Origin of the sequence: Haematobacter missouriensis, assembly GCF_000740775.1 — a bacterium.
GTDB classification, from domain to species: Bacteria; Pseudomonadota; Alphaproteobacteria; order Rhodobacterales; family Rhodobacteraceae; genus Haematobacter; species Haematobacter missouriensis.
The window spans coordinates 332,925-351,166 of record NZ_JFGS01000001.1; the positions used below are offsets into that span (position 1 = coordinate 332,925).

The 18,242-nt window shown below is 64.2% G+C and carries 17 protein-coding genes and 1 other RNA gene; 8 read left to right on the forward strand and 10 right to left on the reverse strand.

Going from position 1 to position 18,242, the window contains the following annotated elements; genetic code table 11:
• Positions 1–118: 118 nt before the first annotated feature.
• The 3 genes from proS (at position 119) to CG51_RS01635 (ending at position 3,503) form a co-directional block, all read left to right on the forward strand.
• Entirely contained in the window at positions 119–1,459 is a 1,341-nt protein-coding gene (gene proS, locus CG51_RS01625) for a proline--tRNA ligase (RefSeq protein ID WP_035741032.1), read from the forward strand.
• Positions 1,460–1,558: 99 nt separating this feature from the next.
• Positions 1,559–2,836: a lipoprotein-releasing ABC transporter permease subunit gene (locus CG51_RS01630; protein ID WP_035741034.1), complete on the forward strand. Its 1,278-nt coding sequence runs from the start codon at positions 1,559–1,561 to the stop codon at positions 2,834–2,836.
• Complete coding sequence (locus CG51_RS01635) at positions 2,829–3,503, forward strand: ABC transporter ATP-binding protein (protein WP_035741036.1); 675 nt, start codon at positions 2,829–2,831, stop codon at positions 3,501–3,503. Before CG51_RS01630 ends, CG51_RS01635 begins: the two co-directional genes overlap by 8 nt.
• On the opposite strand, the gene CG51_RS01640 is transcribed toward CG51_RS01635, so the two are convergent.
• From CG51_RS01640 to CG51_RS01665, 6 genes are all read right to left on the reverse strand, one after another.
• Positions 3,504–4,058, reverse strand: a complete 555-nt coding sequence (locus CG51_RS01640) for an HdeD family acid-resistance protein (RefSeq protein ID WP_035741038.1) — start codon at positions 4,056–4,058, stop codon at positions 3,504–3,506.
• Between the two features lie 91 nt (positions 4,059–4,149).
• The gene (locus CG51_RS01645; RefSeq protein ID WP_035741040.1) at positions 4,150–4,860 is read right to left on the reverse strand and encodes a VPLPA-CTERM sorting domain-containing protein; all 711 of its coding nucleotides are present in this window, start codon (positions 4,858–4,860) and stop codon (positions 4,150–4,152) included.
• A 140-nt stretch (positions 4,861–5,000) separates the two neighbouring features.
• Positions 5,001–5,741 carry an ethanolamine ammonia-lyase subunit EutC gene (gene eutC, locus CG51_RS01650; protein ID WP_035741042.1) on the reverse strand — a complete coding sequence of 247 codons (741 nt, stop codon included), beginning with the start codon at positions 5,739–5,741 and terminating at the stop codon, positions 5,001–5,003.
• On the reverse strand, positions 5,738–7,126 hold the full coding sequence (locus CG51_RS01655) for an ethanolamine ammonia-lyase subunit EutB (protein WP_035741044.1): 1,389 nt from the start codon (positions 7,124–7,126) through the stop codon (positions 5,738–5,740). Before CG51_RS01655 ends, eutC begins: the two co-directional genes overlap by 4 nt.
• 55 nt (positions 7,127–7,181) lie before the next feature.
• Entirely contained in the window at positions 7,182–8,726 is a 1,545-nt protein-coding gene (locus CG51_RS01660; RefSeq protein WP_035741046.1) for a phospholipase D-like domain-containing protein, read from the reverse strand.
• 9 nt (positions 8,727–8,735) lie between these two features.
• Positions 8,736–9,515, reverse strand: coding sequence for an endonuclease/exonuclease/phosphatase family protein (locus CG51_RS01665; RefSeq protein ID WP_084694978.1), 780 nt, complete (start codon positions 9,513–9,515; stop codon positions 8,736–8,738).
• Between the two features lie 180 nt (positions 9,516–9,695).
• Here CG51_RS01665 and serB point away from each other — a divergent pair, with 180 nt between their 5' ends.
• Entirely contained in the window at positions 9,696–10,571 is an 876-nt protein-coding gene (gene serB / locus CG51_RS01670; protein ID WP_035741048.1) for a phosphoserine phosphatase SerB, read from the forward strand.
• A gap of 56 nt (positions 10,572–10,627) precedes the next feature.
• Here serB and CG51_RS01675 read toward each other — a convergent pair whose 3' ends face one another.
• Positions 10,628–11,626: an asparaginase gene (locus CG51_RS01675; RefSeq protein WP_035741049.1), complete on the reverse strand. Its 999-nt coding sequence runs from the start codon at positions 11,624–11,626 to the stop codon at positions 10,628–10,630.
• Positions 11,627–11,788: 162 nt separating this feature from the next.
• Between CG51_RS01675 and CG51_RS01680 the strand changes: the two genes are divergently transcribed.
• Both CG51_RS01680 and rlmN read left to right on the forward strand, forming a co-directional pair.
• The gene (locus CG51_RS01680; protein WP_035741051.1) at positions 11,789–12,304 is read left to right on the forward strand and encodes an invasion associated locus B family protein; all 516 of its coding nucleotides are present in this window, start codon (positions 11,789–11,791) and stop codon (positions 12,302–12,304) included.
• Positions 12,305–12,404: 100 nt separating this feature from the next.
• Positions 12,405–13,643, forward strand: coding sequence for a dual-specificity RNA methyltransferase RlmN (gene rlmN, locus CG51_RS01685; protein ID WP_084694979.1), 1,239 nt, complete (start codon positions 12,405–12,407; stop codon positions 13,641–13,643).
• A 6-nt stretch (positions 13,644–13,649) separates the two neighbouring features.
• On the opposite strand, the gene CG51_RS01690 is transcribed toward rlmN, so the two are convergent.
• Positions 13,650–14,009 (reverse strand): DUF488 domain-containing protein, encoded by a 360-nt coding sequence (locus CG51_RS01690; protein ID WP_035741319.1) that lies wholly within the window; start codon positions 14,007–14,009, stop codon positions 13,650–13,652.
• Between the two features lie 170 nt (positions 14,010–14,179).
• On the opposite strand from CG51_RS01690, the gene alaS reads away from it, so the two are divergent.
• Both alaS and CG51_RS01700 read left to right on the forward strand, forming a co-directional pair.
• Complete coding sequence (alaS, locus tag CG51_RS01695) at positions 14,180–16,837, forward strand: alanine--tRNA ligase (protein ID WP_035741053.1); 2,658 nt, start codon at positions 14,180–14,182, stop codon at positions 16,835–16,837.
• Between the two features lie 3 nt (positions 16,838–16,840).
• Complete coding sequence (locus tag CG51_RS01700; RefSeq protein WP_035741056.1) at positions 16,841–17,128, forward strand: DUF1330 domain-containing protein; 288 nt, start codon at positions 16,841–16,843, stop codon at positions 17,126–17,128.
• Between the two features lie 60 nt (positions 17,129–17,188).
• On the opposite strand, the gene ssrA is transcribed toward CG51_RS01700, so the two are convergent.
• Positions 17,189–17,542: a transfer-messenger RNA gene (gene ssrA, locus CG51_RS19350) on the reverse strand.
• A gap of 153 nt (positions 17,543–17,695) precedes the next feature.
• Positions 17,696–18,148 (reverse strand): hypothetical protein, encoded by a 453-nt coding sequence (locus tag CG51_RS20330; protein ID WP_035741058.1) that lies wholly within the window; start codon positions 18,146–18,148, stop codon positions 17,696–17,698.
• Positions 18,149–18,242 lie beyond the last annotated feature (94 nt).

Here is an 18,242-nt window from a genome sequence, read left to right on the forward strand (position 1 = left end):
CCTGAGCGTTTCATCTATGCAAGCCGTCCCCGCGTCATCCGTAGCGCGGCTTGCCTGTGACATTGGGATGCCTTAGCAGGGGCGGCAATGTCTTTCTTCTGATCCCGGAGCGCGCGCGATGAGAATGTCCCGCTATTTCCTGCCCGTCCTGCGGGAAAACCCGGCTGACGCCCAGATCGTCAGCCATCGCTACATGCTGCGCGCGGGGATGATCCGGCAGCAGGCGGCAGGCATCTATTCCTGGCTGCCGCTTGGCTTCAAGGTGCTCTCGCGGATCGAGCAGATCGTGCATGAGGAGCAGCAGCGCGCAGGCCATATCCCGTTGTTGATGCCCACGCTTCAGCCCGCTGACCTGTGGCGCGAATCCGGCCGCTATGACGCCTATGGGGAGGAGATGCTGCGCATCACCGATCGCCACAAGCGCGAGATGCTCTACGGCCCGACGAACGAGGAGATGATCACCGATATCTTCCGGTCCGCTGTCGGCAGCTACAAGGACCTGCCGCTTACCCTCTATCATATCCAGTGGAAGTTCCGTGACGAGATTCGTCCGCGCTTCGGCGTGATGCGGGGACGCGAGTTCCTGATGAAGGATGGCTACAACTTCGATCTGGACTATGAGGGCGCCATCGCCTCCTACAACCGCCATGTGGTGAGCTACCTGCGCACCTACGAGCGGATGGGCCTGACCGCGATCCCCATGCGGGCCGATTCCGGCCCCATCGGCGGCGAAGATACCCATGAATTCCTCGTGCTGGCGGAAACCGGCGAGTCGGAAGTGTTCTACGATGAGGCGATCACCAAGCTGAAACTCGGCGACCGGAAGGTGGACTACTATGATCCCGCCGAAACGGCCGCCATCGTCAAGGAATGGACGACCCCCTACGCCCGGACCGACGAAACCCACGACGCTGCCGTGTTCGATGCGGAAGTCCCTGAAGAGCGCCGCCGCGTCTCCCGCGGGATCGAGGTGGGGCAGGTGTTCTACTTCGGCACCAAGTATTCGGAGCCGATGAAGGCGCTCGTCGTCAATGACAAGGGCGAGCGGGTTCCCGTGCACATGGGCTCCCACGGGATCGGCGTCTCGCGTCTGGTGGGTGCGATCATCGAGGCCAGCCATGACGAGAAGGGCATCATCTGGCCGGAGGGCGTCACGCCCTTCCACGTGGTGATCGTGAACGTCAAGCAGGGCGACACCTCCACCGACAGCGCGTGTGAGGCGCTCTATTCGGCGCTGAAGGCCAAGGGCCTCGACCCGCTCTATGATGACCGGGAGGATCGTGCCGGAGCCAAGTTCGCCACCGCCGATCTGATCGGCGTTCCGTGGCGGATCACCGTGGGTCCGCGTGGCGTCTCTTCCAACCTCGTCGAGCTGACGAGCCGCCGGACCGGTGAAAGCGTCGAGATGAAGCCCGAAGCCGCCGTCTCGCGCATTGCGGAAATCTACGCGGGCATCTGAGCCTCTCGCGGTCGCGCACGACTGCGTGTGGCCGCTTGACCTTCCGGGAGCAGGCGGCCACGGTCCTCTCGCCCCGTGAGACCCAAGCCGACGGACCCCATGCGCACCAAGCCCTTCGCCGCCTTCGAATGGATGATCGCCTGGCGCTACCTCCGCGCCCGGCGCGAGGAGGGCGGTGTCAGCGTGATGACCTGGATCAGCTTGATCGGCATCAGCCTTGCCGTCTTTGCGCTGATCGCGACGCTCGCCGTGCGCTCGGGCTTCCGGGAGGAGTTCGTGAACACCATCCTCGGCGCCAATGCCCATGTGACGGTGTTCGCCGACCGGATCGACGATACGGGCCGCATCGACAGGACGATCCCGGACTATCTTCCACTGGCCCAGCGGATCGCCGCCGTGCCGGGCGTGATCCATGCCTCCCCCCAGATCCGGGGGCAGGTCATGGCCAATGCCAACGGCCGCAATGCCGGGGTGGAAGTGCTGGGCGTCAGCCATGATGACCTTAAGGCCATTCCGGGTATCCAGCCGGGTCCCCGCAGCGCGGGCGACATCGACGCCTTCGATCAGGGTGTCGCCATCGGGGCTGGGGTGGCGCGCTCTCTGGGCGTGGGAGTGGGAGACAGGATACGCCTCATCTCGCCGGACGGGGTGCAGACGCCGTTCGGAACCTCGCCGCGGGTCAATGCCTACGACGTCGTCTATATCTTCTCCGCCGGTCGCTACGACATCGATGAGACACGGATCTACATGCCGCTCGCCGAGGCGCAGAGCTATTTCAACCGCGAGACGCTGGTGGATGAGATCGCCGTCACGGTCCAGCGCCCCGAGGAGGTGGAACGCCTGCTCCCCGCGCTGCTGCAGGCGGCAGGCCCCTCCACCAGCTTCTGGACATGGCGGGACAGCGCCGGGAGCTTCCTGCGCGCGCTGGAGGTGGAGGACAACGTGATGTTCGTCATCCTGTCCATTCTCGTGCTGATCGCGGCGATGAACATCGTCTCCGGCCTCATCATGCTGGTGAAGAATAAAGGGCGGGACATCGGCATCCTGCGCACTATGGGGCTGACGGAGGGGTCCATCCTGCGGGTGTTCTTTATCTGCGGCGCCTCGGTCGGGTTGATCGGTACGCTGGCGGGGGTGATTCTCGGCTGCCTGTTCGCGATCTACATCGACCCGATCTTCTCCTTCGTGAACTATGTCATGGGGGGCGGGGTCTGGGATCCGTCGATCCGGGGCATCTACGCACTTCCCGCCAAACTGGAAGCGAAGGACGTGCTTTCCGCCGTGGTCCTTTCGCTCGTCCTCTCCTTCGTTGTCACCCTGTTCCCGGCACGGCGGGCAGCGCGTATGAACCCGGTAGAGGCGTTGCGGTATGAGTGAAGTTCTGCGGCTCGACGGCATCCGGCGCACCTACGGGGGCGATACCGCCGCCCCGGTGGAAGTGCTCCGTGGCGTCGATCTGAAGCTGATGGCGGGAGAGGCCGTGGCGCTGGTTGCTCCCTCGGGCGCGGGTAAATCGACGCTTCTCCATATCGCTGGCCTGCTGGACACACCCGATCAGGGGCGTGTTTTCATGGGCGGGCGCGAGATGACGGGGCTTTCAGACCGGGAGCAGACAGATGCCCGGCGTTCGGAGGTCGGTTTCGTCTATCAGTTCCATCACCTGCTGCCGGAGTTTTCGGCGCTGGAGAATATCGTGCTGCCGCAACTGGCCGATGGCCGTTCCCGGCGCGAGGCGGTTGACCGGGCAGAGAGCCTGCTGGGACGAGTGGGGGTCAGGCCGCGCGCAGCGCACCGACCCGCGGCCCTTTCCGGTGGAGAGCAGCAGCGTGTGGCCTTCTGCCGGGCGCTGGCGAACCGGCCGCGGCTTCTGCTTGCGGATGAGCCGACGGGCAATCTGGACCCTGAAACATCTTCGCTGGTTTTCGACACGCTGATCGAGCTTGTGCGGGAGACGGGGCTCTCCGCGCTCATCGCGACCCACAATCTTGATCTCGCCGCCCGGATGGACAGGATCGTTCGCCTTGAGGCGGGCAGGCTCGTCTGATCAGGCGGATTTCTTCATGGTGAGGGCCAGCGCCGTGTATGTCACACCCTGCGTCAGCAGATCGACGGCGAGAAAGATGCCCAATACCCAGATGCTGTTACCTGGCCAGCCAGCCACGATGACCACCCCGGCGAGCGCGGTGATGAGGCCGCCGATCACCACCCAACCCCATCCCTCTGTCGTGCGTTCCTGCAGGCCTATCACCAGTCGCACCAGCCCCACGACGATGAGCAGCAATCCGACGGTTATGGTGATTGCCGCTGTCGCCACCGCCGGGTTGACGAAGACGAAAATTCCCGCGACGGCGTAGAGCAGTCCCGCGAGAACTCCCAGTATCGTGCTTCCCCAGGTGCGGACGCTGAAGGCATGAACGATCGCCAAGACGCCGCCCGCGATCATCATGATCCCCACCCAGAAGACGGACGCGACCGTTGCGACCAGCAGGTTCGCCGCCGCGATCAGCCCGAAGGCAAGAAGCAGAAGGCCCAAGGCCAGAAACCATCCCCATTTCTGGCGAAGCTCGGCGCGAATGGCATTGTCGGACGTCACGGACATGGGCAAACCTGACAGGGGAGCGTTCAGGGTCAGCTAGCGCAACATCGACATGGTCAAAGGCCCGACAGACGCTGTGCCGGGCCAAAAAGTCTCATTTCCGACGACGCGCCGCGAATGCCAGCCCACCCATGGCCGCAAAAAGGAGAGGCGCGGTGGCCGGCAGCGGCACGGGCGCGACGGTAGCTCCGAAATAAATCCTGTCCAGGGAGGCATCCACAGCCGGGCGGGTGCCAATCAGAGTGAAGGAAATTGCATTCACCTGCGTGAAATCCGCGCTCCCGCTGAAGTCGGAGAAGCGGAAGATCACCTCGGCCGGGTCGCTGAGTTCCTCGACGAGAAGGGTATTGAAGGTCGAGACGCGGCCCTGCGTATCGGTTATGGAAAACGCCATCGCGATATCGGCATCCGCAAAGACTACGCTGAAAAACACCGCATCATTGGTGCCGCCATCGGTTACGTCCAACCCGCGCAGGCCGGTCGAATTCTGGCCGTCCCAAGTGATCGTGCCGGTCCCGCTGGTGCGGGAGGCGTTGTTGAAGTCGAGATATCCATCGCCGGTTTCAAGCGACGTGCCATTCAGTCGGTTCGTGCTGTTCGTCACCGACATGTCGCGATATCCGCCAACCGCGACCGTGCTGGGGGCCCGGATCTCGGACCGTGCGAAACTCCCGCTCGGCGCCCGTGCGACGACGTATTGCGGCGCAACGAATTCATCAATGACGATGGTTGCAGCGTTCCCTGCATCGGCAGCGGTAACGGTGGCTGCAGCAAGGATCGCGGCGAGCGCATGTTTTTTCGACATGGGGGTAGATCCTTCTGGCTTTGGCTTGACGGGGAGTTTGATTGTCAGGGGTAGCATGATGAATAGATAGTAACTCAAAATTGAGTTATATCCAAGCAATACACGTAAAGATAGAATTTTTCGTAAGGAAAAAACTGTTTCTAGCTTTCGCCCAGAAGGATCTCTCCGCTTTCATCCTTGAGCGCGATGCCTGTCAGGCGTCGCGACAGTGCCTCTCCCACAAGCCACGAGATCAATTCTACAGCCCTCTCGTGGCTCAGCCCGCCCAGATCGTGGATGTTGGAGACGCAGTTTCGTTCACTGTCCTGACGTCCGGGACGAGGGTCATAGGTGATATAGGCGCCAAGGCTTTCCGCGACGGACAGCCCTGGCCGCTCGCCGATGAGGACGAGCGATAGCCGTGCCCGCATGCCCGCGCCGATATCGTCGCCGATGGCAACACGTGCCTGGCTCGCCAGAACAATAGGCGCGAAGCTTACACGGGGCAGGGCTTCCATGATGCCCGCTGCGATGGCAGCGGCGTGCCGGTTGACGGCGAGTGCGGAGAGCCCGTCGGCAATGACAATGGCCACGTCGCTGCCAGCGTCTTCCAGCCGCTCAAGATCCGCCGCCCGCACCCGGCGGCCAAGATCGGGGCGCCGCAGGTAGGTCTCTCGATCCCCCGCGCGGCTTTGCACGGAAAGGGTTGCGCGGGGGGCGAGCGCTGCTGCGATTGTCTCCCAGTCCACGGGTGCGCGGATCGCATCACGGGCTCGAGCATGGCTTGCCTGAAAGTCAAGCACGGCAGAGAGCGGCGCCACCCCGCCACGGGGATCCAGCCGCAGCCGTGCGGGGGTGAGGCGGCGGAGGCGGGCAAGCGTCGGATCTGTCGGAGCGGTCATGCGGGAAGCCCCATCCGGCGGGCAAGTCCATCTACATCCGGCAGCGCGCGTGGCCCGGCTCCCCACCCGGCGAGACCCGTCTTCTCCAGCCAAGCCGCGAACTCCGGCGCCGGGCTGCGGTCGAAGACACGGCGGAGCCAGGCGGCATCCTCAAACGCGAGGCTCTGGTAGCTGAGCATCACGTCATCCGAACCGGGGACGCAGATCACGAAGGTCACACCCGCGGCACCCAGCAGCGTCATCAATGTATCCATGTCATCCTGATCCGCCTCGACATGGTTGGTGTAGCAGACATCCACTCCCATCGGCAGGCCGAGGAGCTTGCCGCAGAAATGATCCTCCAGCCCCGCGCGCATGATCTGCTTACCGTCATAGAGATATTCCGGCCCGATGAAGCCCACGACCGTATTCACCAGCAGCGGGGAGAAGGCCCGCGCCACGCCATAGGCGCGAGCCTCCAGCGTCTGTTGATCGACACCGTGATGCGCACCCGCCGAAAGCGGTGCGCCCTGGCCCGTCTCGAAATACATCACGTTCTGCCCGACGGTGCCGCGGTTCAGCCCTCGCGCGGCGGCATCGGCCTCCGCCAGCACTGCCAGATCTACGCCAAAGCCACGGTTTGCATCCTCCGTTCCGGCGATCGACTGAAAGACGAGATCGACCGGTCCACCTGCCTCCATGATGCGCAGAGTGTTCGTCACATGGGTAAGCACACAGCTTTGCGTGGGCATGGCGAAGTCCTGCCGCAACTGGTCCAGCGCGTGAAGGATCTCGGTGCAGTTGCGCAGGTTGTCGGAGGCAGGATTGATACCGATGACCGCATCACCCGCACCCTGGAGCAGCCCGTCCAATACCGCCGCGGCAATGCCCCGCAGATCGTCGGTGGGGTGGTTGGGCTGCAGCCGCGTGGAGATCCGCCCCGCCAGTCCGATGGTGTTGCGAAAGGCCGTCACCACCTCCACCTTCCGTGCGACGGCGATCAGGTCCTGGTTGCGCATGAGCTTTGAGACGGCAGCGACCATTTCCGGCGTAAGCGCGGGACGCGCGGCCTCAAGCGTTCGCGGCGTGGCGGCTTCCGACAGCAGCCAATCCCGCAGATCACCGACCGTCATCGCGGCAAACGGGGCAAAGGCCGCAGCGTCGTGGCTGTCGATGATGAGGCGGGTGACCTCATCCCTCTCATAGGGCACCAAAGCTTCGTTCAGGAAGGTAACAAGCGGCAGATCGGCCAGAGCATAGCGCGCGGCGACCCGCTGGGCCTCCGTCCCGGCCGCGATCCCCGCAAGCGCATCGCCGGACCGGGCAGGCGTCGCAGCGGCGAGCAGGGCGGCGAGCCCGTCGAAGGCGAAACGCTCCCCACCAAGGGTTGAGCGATAGACAGGCATGGCATTCCTCCATCAGCGCGGTGATGATCGCCTGCAAACCACCGCCTTTCCAGCCCTAGAGATAGGAATGGATCGGCAAATGCCCGACAACCCACGACAATGCCCGTCGCGCAGGCGACGCCTTGGGTTCATACCAGATTTCGGGCAGTTGCGAGGCGTCCTGACCCTCCAGCGACTGATCCCATCGGATCCAGCGGCCATGGAGCGACAGGTGAAAGGCATTCTGCGGGGCCATCGCCACATCCTGCCAATTGCAGAGCGCACCGACCAGTTCGGGGGCCTCGAACACCACGCCGATCTCCGTATTCAGGAAAGCAGAGCGGAGGTCATAGTTGAATGAGCCGATGAAAGCCGTCCGCCGGTCGATCACGAAGGTCTTGGCATGCAGCATACGGGTCCGTCGCGCGCCTTCGTCCGTCGGCGCGTACTCATGGAGTTCCACCCCGTCCGCCAGCAACGGCACACGGTATCGGCGATAGGCTCCATGGACGATGGAGTGGTCGGTATTGGCCAGCGCATTGGTCAGCAGTCTCACCTCTACCCCGCGCTCCCGCAATTCTCCGAGTTGCGCCATCCCCGGCTTTCCGGGGACGAGATAGGGTGTAATCATCTCGAACCGCTGCTCCGCCCGATTGATGAGCCGGCCAAGATGGGCGGGCAGCCACTCCTCCCGCTTTTCGCCCCGTGCCTTTTCGGGCGGATCGGTGACGATGCGGAAGGTATCGGACCAGACAAGTCTGTCCAGTCCGCGCATAGCATCATCGTCCCGGAGGGCGCGGGACAGATATTCCCGGCCCCGTCGGTGACGACGGAGTGCGCCGATGCGGCGACGGAAGCTCACGAGGTCGTTGATCCGCTCAGACCAGAGCGCAGAAAGCGGCAGGGCGAGATCGCTGTTCCAGTAGGCATCGAACATCGTCTCCACCTCGGCGACCACCGGGCCGGCGAGCAGCATGTCGGCGTCCAGCGAATTGCGCCTGCGCCTCCGCGCGGCATCGAAATAGCTGTCGCCGATGTTCCGCCCGCCGATGATCGAAATCCGACCGTCCACCGTCCACGACTTGGTGTGCATCCGCCGGTTGTAGCGCACGAGAGCCAGCGCCATCTCTATCCCGCGGCGGAGCGCGTTTCGCCGGTTGACGATCGGGTTGAAGATTCGCATCTCCACCTTGGGATGTCCGTTCAGGTTCAGCCACTTCGGGTCGATGCCTAGGACGTTCACGTCGTCCAGCAGGATACGTATGCGGACCCCCCTGTCAGCGGCGATCAGAAGTTCGCCCGCCAGCAGGTTGCCGGTGATGTCATCCTTCCAGATATAGTATTGCAGGTCTATGGAGCGGGTGGCGCGGCGGATGCTCTCGAACCGCGCGGCAAAGGCATCGTGCCCGGAGAACAGCAGGGCGCCGCCACTCATCCCGGGATGCGCTGTCTCCAGCGGGTCGAGAGCCATGTCGAATGGACTTGGCCGGACGGTCCGCGGCAGAGCCTGACTATCCGGCCCGCTTGCCTTCCGGGCGAAACGTCCGAAGGACCAGAGCGCGACAAGCGACGCCCCGACAGCGACAGCGACAATCAGGAAAAGCCATACAAGCCAATGCATGGAGCGGCGTCAGAGGCTTGGTGGTGCATCGACACCGAGCCTGATCCGCGCGGTGAGCGGCAGGTGGTCCGACGCGATACGGGACAGCGGTGTCTGATGCGCATGCAGATCGAGGAGTTCCGCATTCTGGCAGGTATAGATCCGGTCGAGCGGAAGAAAGGGCCGTCGGGCGGGGTATGTTGGCACGCTCCGCCCGTCGCCGCCCAGATTGCGAAGAGGCGCCAGCGCGCCGAAAGGCGCCCGCCGCCATTCGTTCAGATCTCCCATGAGAACCGTGGGCCGACCCTCCGCCTCGTCCTGCAGCCGGCTTAGAAGCTGGGTCTGGAGCAGACGGGAGGAGCGCAGCAACCCCAGATGCGCGGCGATCAGCCGAAGCGGCTGGCCATTAAGCCGTGCATCCACCATGACCGCCCCTCGCGGCTCCAGCCCCGGCAGATGCACCGGGCGCACATCCTCCAATTCCGCGTTCCGCATAAGGACGAGATTGCCGTGCCAGCCATGCGCGGCGCGCCCCAGCCGGTCGGTAAGCGGAATTGGCTCCAGCCCCGTCCGCTCGCGGATTTCTTCGAGATCGAGCACCCCCGTACGCGCGCCGAAGCGGCGGTCCGCCTCCTGCAGCGCGATGGCGTCCGGCGCGATCTCTGCGATCACCTGCGCCGTGCGGGAGGGATCCCGCTTCATGTCCAGCCCCACGCCCTTGTGGACATTGTAGGAGGCGAACAGTAGCGGGTCCGGCTTCACCGCGGAAGGCGCGGTCTCCGGCGCATGGGGCTTCGGGCCGGATGGCATCGGCTCTGCGGGCTTCAGCTCGGGCTTCGCCTGGGCCGGAGGGGGAGGGGTGTCGTGATCCATGCGCAAGATGTGGTGCGGGAGCGGCCCTCTGGCAAGCGGCATCTGCGCGGCGCGCGGCTGGCGAAGCCGGGGCGGATCGGTTAAGCGGCGACAACGCCATCAGCGAAGGTGCCTCGAATGCATGTCGCCACCCTACTTGTCTCTCCTGAACGGGGCGGATTGACCGCCGAAATCGTGGGTGCTCTCGCCCGGGATTGGGGCGGTGGAGACACGCGCTGGCTCGCCCCTGCCATCGCGGCAGAATTCGATCTCGCCGAGAGGCCCGGCGATCTCTGGGCGCGGTGGGAACTGTTGCAGGCGCAGGGGGTCGATCTCGTCGTGCAGCCAGAGGCGGGACGGCGGAAGCGGATGCTGCTGGCCGATATGGATTCCACGATGATCCAGCAGGAGTGCATCGACGAACTGGCCGATGAGGCAGGCGTCGGTCCTCGTGTGGCTGAGATCACCCGCCGCGCCATGAACGGAGAGCTGGACTTCGAGGGCGCATTGCGTGAGCGGGTCGGTCTTCTGAAGGGGCTTCCCGTCTCCGTCATCGGCAAGGTGCTGGCGGAGCGGATCACCTATACCCCCGGCGGGCGGGAACTGATCGCCACGATGCATGCGAATGGCGGCCATGCCGTGCTCGTCTCGGGCGGGTTCACCTCCTTCACCGGGCCGGTCGCCGCGCATCTGGGTTTTGATGAAAACCGGGCAAATACGCTGCTGTCGGCGAACGGGGCTCTGACGGGGGAGGTGGGGGAGCCGATCCTCGGCCGTGCCGCCAAGGTCGCGGCGCTCGAGGAGATTTCCGCCCGTCTCGGCATCGCGGAAGCGGATGTCATTGCCGTCGGCGACGGGGCGAACGATCTTGGAATGCTGGAGCGGGCGGGCACCGGCGTGGCACTCCATGCGAAACCCGCCGTGGCCGCTCAATGCGACGTGCGGGTGAATTTCGGCGATCTCACCGCGCTGCTTTACATTCAGGGTTACCGGCGTGAGGAGTTCGCTGCCTGACAGGCGGCGGACCGGTTGCGCTTCGCCGGTCGGGCGCTTCCGGCCGAACCTGAGAATCAGGCAGGAAAACCGGTCGCGGCGGTGACGATACCCGTTTCCAGCCCGCGCCAGTTGCTCTGGGTGGCATTCAGCCGCTTCCGCGCGGCGGGATGTTCGCCGTCCAGTACGCCCAAATGCACAAGCAGGGCGGTGATCGCCGCCTCCGACCCGCGCGTGCCGCCATCCACGATCTTCAGCGCCACGCCGAGCCGCTGCTCCGGCAGAATCGCGACGAAGACAGCCTCCGCGCCGGTCTTGATCGCAACCTTTCCCTCCATGGCGCGCATCAGTTCCGTGCAGGCACGGCCCTCTCCGGCGACTAGTTCCGGGTGCGCGGCCATGGCACGGTGCAGGCGCGCTGCCGCCCGTTCCCGCAGCGATCCTTCCGGGTTGGCGCCGGCGAAGAAGGCCATCGCGCGGGCAAGGCCGGTGACGGTGGTGGCGAAGTTCGGCGCAGAGCAGCCGTCGATCCCGTAACCCGGAGAGGGAAGCCCAGTCGTCGCCTCGAAAGCCTCCTTCACCGCCCGCTGAACGGGGTGATCCGGCTCCACATACTCAGGCCCGCCGCCAAGATGCCGGTTGAGCGTCAGGAATCCAGAATGCTTCCCCGAACAGTTGTTGTGGATCTGGCAGGGCTGCCTGTCCTCGCGGATCAGGTTGTTCCGCGCCGCCTCATCTCCCGGCATGTGGCATCCGCAGCGCAGGTCCTCCTCCCGCAGTCCGAGCGTGGCGAGCCATGTTTCCACCATGTCGGTATGAAGCCGCGCGCCGCTGTGGCTTGCGCAGGCAAGCGCCAGCTGCGCCTCCGTCAATCCGGCGGCCTCTGCGGCCCCGCTTTCCAGAAGCGGGAGCGCCTGAATCATTTTGCAGGAGGAACGGGGATAGATGAGCGTCTCCGGTTCCCCCCAGCTTGCGATGACGCCATCGTCCGCATGGACGACCACGGCATGTCCCATATGCCGGCTTTCCAGCCTTCCGCCACGCCATAGCTCCACCATGGGAATCGCGTCTGTCATGTTGCCTCTCACAGAAATGCGAACTTTGTCCGACGGGGGTTTCGTCCGGCGACGGCTTTGCGCTAAGAACTAAGCACTTGAAACAGCGTCCGCCACACCAAAAGACCGCGGAAAGCGGTGGCAGGCGGGGGACAGAGGCAGAGAGACGGAGGCTGTGAGCCAATGACACCACGCATCCTGTGCGCTATCGCCGGCATGACCGCAGTCATGGGGCTGGCTACGGCCGCATCGGCGCAACAGACGACTGCCTCCGGGCAGAAGGACGACTGGAGCTATTTCGCTTCGCAAAGCCCGAAGGAATGCTGGGCGGTGACGAGCCCGAAATCCTCCACAGCCTCGCGCGACGGCAAACGGGCGGAGGTCTCGCGGGGGGATATCCGGCTCTACGTCACCTATCGCGGCGGTCAGCCGGAGGTCTCCTTCGCAGGCGGCTATCCGTTCGCCGCGAATTCCACGGTTTCGGTAGATGTGGGCGGCTCCAAGTTCGAGATGTTCACGGATGGCGACTGGGCCTGGCCTGGCACTCCCGCCGATGACCAGCGTCTCGTCGCAGCACTCAGGGGCGGGGCCGAAGCGGTTATCACGGGGCATTCGCAGCGCGGGACGGATACACGCGACGTATTCTCGCTGAAAGGCGTGACGGCGGCGGTTGACGAGGCGGCGAAGCTCTGCCGCTGAGGTGGATTGCCGTCAAAATCCGGTAACAATGCGCGGGGGAGTTTCGCTTTCCCGCAAGATGGACTATATGGGTGGCCTGCCCAGAAGCCGGATAGTCGAAATGAACGCCCCCGCCAGACCCGTTGTCACGCCCGCTGTTGCCGATCCGGCGCCGCAAACCGGCGCCTCCGCGCCCATCACGCAGGACGTGCTGACCATTCCGCGCAAGCTGCCGGAAGCGGGTCGGACGAACCTCGTCGGCCTGACACGCGAGCAGCTTCGCGATGCCCTGATCGCCGCAGGAACGCCGGAGGGGCAGGCAAAGATGCGCGTCGGTCAGGTCTGGCAGTGGATCTACCAGAAGGGCGTGCGTGATTTCGCGGCGATGACCAATCTCGCCAAGGATTACCGGGCGCTTCTGGCGGAGAACTTCACCGTGGATGTCCCGGAGCTTGTCTCCCGCCAGATCTCGGCGGATGGCACGCGGAAATACCTTGTCCGCATCGCGGGTGGGCATGAGGTGGAGACGGTTTACATCCCGGAGGAGGGGCGTGGCACGCTCTGCATCTCCTCGCAGGTGGGGTGCACGCTGACCTGCACATTCTGCCACACCGGCACGCAGAAACTCGTCCGTAACCTGACGCCGGGAGAGATCGTGGGGCAGGTCCTGCTTGCACGGGACGACCTGGGGGAATGGCCCGCGCCCGGACGTGCTCCGAAGGATGAGACGCGGCTGCTCTCCAATATCGTCCTGATGGGCATGGGCGAGCCGCTCTACAATTTCGATGCCGTGCGTGATGCGATGAAGATCGCCATGGACCCGGAGGGTATCTCGCTCTCCCGCCGCCGGATCACGCTTTCGACCTCCGGCGTCGTGCCCATGATCGCCCGCACAGCGGAGGAGATCGGCTGTCAGCTCGCCATTTCCTTCCACGCCACCACGGACGAGGTGCGCGACAAACTGGTGCCGATCAACAAGAAGTGGCCGCTGAAGGAGTTGCTGGAGGCGCTGCGGACCTATCCGAAGCTGTCCAATTCCGAGCGGATCACCTTTGAATACGTCATGCTGAAAGGCGTGAACGACAGCGACGACGATGCGCGCCGGCTGGTGAAGTTGATCCGTGGCATACCGGCCAAGATCAACCTGATCCCGTTCAACGAATGGCCGGGCGCGCCTTACCAGCGGTCCGACTGGGAGCGGATCGAGAGCTTTGCGGAGATCGTCTATCGCGCGGGCTATGCCTCTCCCATCCGTACGCCGCGGGGGGAGGACATCATGGCCGCCTGTGGCCAGCTCAAATCCGCCACCGAGCGGGCACGGAAAAGCCGGGCGGAGATCGCGGCTGAAACCTCGCGCTGAGCCGGGCTATCCGAGCAGCAGATCGCGGAGAACGACCGCTTCGTTGTGCTCGGTATCCCGCGCGCCGTAAAGGAGAGTGACGACCTCCCCCTCCGCCTCTGCGCGAAGCTGGCTCAGGGCCGCGCCCTGTGCCTTCAACTCCTCCAGATAGCGCTCCCGGAATTCCGGCCATTTCGCCGGATCATGTGCAAACCAACGGCGGAGACCGTCGCTCGGGGCGAGGTCTTTGCGCCAGTCGTCGAGCGCCGCGCGCTCCCGCGTCATGCCGCGTGGCCAGAGCCTGTCCACCAGAATGCGCTTCCCGTCGGCGGGATCAGGCGGATCGTAGACCCGTTTCAAGCGGAGATGGCTGGCGAGGGATGGCATGGCGGCTCCCGATCCGTCCGCCTTGTCATATGCCGCGCAATCCCCCATCTCCAAGGCTGGACGCGCGGCTTTCTTGCCGGGAGCGATGGACAGACGCTGCCGGGAGAGATAGTCGTATGCGCAATGGACGGGGCGGGAGGCCCCGGTCTTCCCCCGTGACGAGGCACCCGATGGCCAGCCTGAACGATATCCGATCGACCTATCTCGACTTCTTCCGCCGCAACGGACATGCTGTCGTGGAAAGCTCTCCGCTCGTTCCCCGGAACGACCCGACGCTGATGTTCACGAACTCCGGCATGGTGCAGTTCAAGAACGTTTTCACCGGCGTGGAGCATCGCGATTACACCCGCGCCACCACCGCGCAGAAATGCGTCCGCGCGGGCGGCAAGCACAATGACCTCGACAATGTGGGCTATACCGCGCGGCACCACACATTCTTCGAGATGCTGGGCAACTTCTCCTTCGGGGATTACTTCAAGGAACAGGCGATCCCCTTCGCGTGGGAACTGCTGACGAAGGATTTCGGCATCGACGGCAAGCGCCTGCTGGTCACGGTCTATCACACGGACGATGAAGCGGCGGCGATCTGGAAGAAGGTCGCGGGGCTGCCCGACGAGCGGATCATCCGCATCCCGACCGATGACAACTTCTGGCGCATGGGGCCGACCGGCCCTTGCGGCCCCTGCACGGAGATCTTCTTCGATCACGGCGAGCATATCCCCGGCGGCCCTCCCGGCAGCCCGGATGAGGACGGCGACAGGTTCATCGAGATCTGGAACAACGTCTTCATGCAGTACGAGCAGTTCGCCGATGGCACGATGCGCGATCTGGAGTCGCAGTCGATCGACACCGGCATGGGGCTGGAGCGTATCGGCGCGCTGCTTCAAGGCAAGCACGACAACTACGACACCGATCTGATGCGCCACCTGATCGAGGCGTCGGCGCATGCCTCCTCCACCGACCCTGACGGGCCGGGCAAGATTCACCACCGGGTCATCGCGGACCATCTGCGCTCCACCTCCTTCCTGATCGCCGACGGGGTCATGCCCTCGAACGAAGGGCGGGGCTACGTCCTGCGCCGCATCATGCGGCGGGCGATGCGGCATGCGCATCAGCTCGGCGTGGCGGAACCGCTGATGTATCGCCTCGTGCCCGCGCTGGTGCGCGAGATGGGTGCAGCCTATCCCGAACTGCCGCGCGCGCAGGCGATGATCGAGGAGACGCTGAGGCTCGAGGAAACCCGCTTCCGCCAGACGCTGGACCGCGGCCTTCGGCTGCTCGACGACGAGTTGTCCAAGATCGGCGAGGGGCAACCGCTGCCGGGCGCCGCGGCCTTCAAACTTTACGATACCTACGGCTTCCCGCTGGATCTTACGCAGGATGCCCTGCGCGAGCAGGGGCGGACGGTCGATGTCTCTGGCTTCGATGCCGCCATGGCTGAGCAGAAGGCCAAGGCCCGCGCCTCCTGGGCCGGATCGGGAGAGACCAAAGACGCGGCCATCTGGTTCGATCTGGCGGAGAAGAACGGCTCCACGGAATTCCTGGGCTACGATACCGAGAAGGCGGAGGGTGAGATACTCTCCCTCGTCCGTGACGGAGCTGAGGTCGGAAAGGCCGGCGTCGGTGACAGTGTGCAGATCGTGGTGAACCAGACGCCGTTCTATGCAGAATCCGGTGGTCAGGTCGGGGATGCCGGTCTGCTCAAGACGGATACGGGCGCCGCTCGCGTGACCGATACAAAGAAATCGCAGGGCGTCTATATCCATATAGCCGAAGTCACGCTGGGGGAGATCGTGACCGGGCAGGGTGCGGAACTGAGCGTCGATCATAACCGGCGGCAGGCGATCCGGGCCAACCATTCTGCGACCCACCTGCTGAATGAGGCACTGCGCCGGACCTTGGGCGATCACGTCGCACAGCGCGGTTCTCTCAATGCTGATGACCGGCTGCGCTTCGACTTCTCGCATGGCAAGGGCCTGACGGCGGAGGAGTTGAAGCAGGTCGAGCGCGAAGTGAACCATCACATCCGCCAGAACGGCGCGGTGGAGACCCGCGTGATGACGCCCGATGAGGCGCGCGGCCTCGGTGCGCAAGCGCTTTTCGGCGAGAAATACGGCGATGAAGTGCGCGTCGTCTCCATGGGTCTGCTCGACGGTTCCGGCAAGGGGACAGACGGCAAGACCTACTCGCTGGAGCTTTGCGGCGGGACACATGTGGGACGGCTGGGCGAGATCGGCCTGTTCGTGCTGCTGTCTGACAGCGCCTCCTCCGCTGGTGTGCGGCGGATCGAAGCGCTGACGGGGGAGGCCGCTCTGGCCTATCTCGAAGAACAGGTGGGCCGTCTGGGCGAGGTCGCCTCCGTTCTGAAGGCAGGGCCGAGTGAGGTCGTCGATCGCGTGAGGTCGCTGGTCGATGAGCGGCGTGCGCTGCAGAACGAGGTAGCGCAGCTGCGCCGCGAACTGGCGATGGGCGGCGGCACACAGGGTGGCGCGGATGCCAAGGACATCGGTGGCGTCAAGTTTCTGGCACAGGTCGTCTCCGGTGTTTCCGGCAAGGATCTGCCCGCGCTGATCGACGAGATGAAGGCCCGTGTCGGCTCCGGCGCGGTCCTGCTTGTCGCCGATACAGGCGGCAAGGCCGCCGTCGCCGCTGGCGTGACGGCCGATCTGACGGCGCGCCTGTCAGCGGTCGATCTGGTGAAGGCGGCGGCGCAGGCGCTCGGCGGTAAGGGCGGCGGCGGTCGACCGGACATGGCACAGGCCGGGGGCGCTGATGCGTCCAAGGCGGACGAGGCGATCCGCGCTGCGGAAGCCGTTATCGCGGGGTAAGGAATGAGCGCTCTCTGGATAGCCCATGTCGAAGTGACCGACCCGGAAGCCTATGGCAAATACGCCAAGCTTGCCGGTCCGGCGCTGGCGAAATTCGGCGGGGTGTTCCTCGCCCGGGGCGGACGCTACGTTCAGCTTGAAGGGAACGAGCGGACGCGGAATGTCGTGGCCCGCTTCCCGTCGGTGGAAGCCGCGGTGGAGGCATACAACAGTCCCGACTATCAGGAGGCCCTGTCGCATGCGAAGGGCGCCTCCATCCGCGATCTGGTGGTGGTCGAAGAAACCGCCTGACCCTCGCGAGATACACTTCAGACGCCTCCTTCGGGAGGCGTTTTTGCATTGAGAAGGGGAAGTGCAGGCTTCTGTTGCCAGGTGCCTGCGAACCCCGCCTTACAGTGCTACCTGCAAGGACTTAGTTTCGGTACTCGAACTGCTTACGCAGCCAGAGCCACCGGAGCACGGTTGTTGTTGGCAACTGTACTTTTGGACCGGTAACGGTGGTACCTCACCGAGCGAAAGCAATCACCTTTACACGTTCGTCGATCCTATTTCGGCCCCCTCCGCCCCCAACAAGGGTGTTTGGTGGAGCCGCCGGGTACCGCCCCCGGGTCCGATCCGCTTATTCCGTGCGCGTTTATCGCCATAGTCCGAAGCAAGCCCCGGACAAGGAAGGATATAGACCGCTCCGTGGCCGCGATCAATGGCCGGGGCGACGGGATGCGGGTTTTCTCTCTGAACCTGAATGAAATCTTATGGTAACGGTCACCTCATCCCGCGCGGCGGCCCGCATGATTTCGGGAGGCACACCGGCAAGGGTGCTTCGCCGCTGGCAAGGATAAAACCTATTGCGGCATCGCCTTATCTGGTCTCAGTCTCAGTCTCAGTCTCAGTCTCAGTCTCAGTCTCAGTCTCAGTCTCAGTCTCAGTCTCAGTCTCAGTCTCAGTCTCAGTCTCAGTCTCAGTCTCAGTCTCAGTCTCAGTCTCAGTCTCAGTCTCAGTCTCAGTCTCAGTCTCAGTCTCAGTCTCAGTCTCAGTCTCAGTCTCAGTCTCAGTCTCAGTCTCAGTCTCAGTCTCAGTCTCAGTCTCAGTCTCAGTCTCAGTCTCAGTCTCAGTCTCAGTCTCAGTCTCAGTCTCAGTCTCAGTCTCAGTCTCAGTCTCAGTCTCAGTCTCAGTCTCAGTCTCAGTCTCAGTCTCAGTCTCAGTCTCAGTCTCAGTCTCAGTCTCAGTCTCAGTCTCAGTCTCAGTCTCAGTCTCAGTCTCAGTCTCAGTCTCGGGCGAAATGCTCAGGATACCCTGTTCACCCCGTTGCAACGCCCCGGAGACGGGTAAACCCCGATGAAGAAAGGGGCATCTTCTGCAGGGCCAGCGCGGGGGCCAGCGGTGAAGAGGGTAGCCGTTCGCCGGC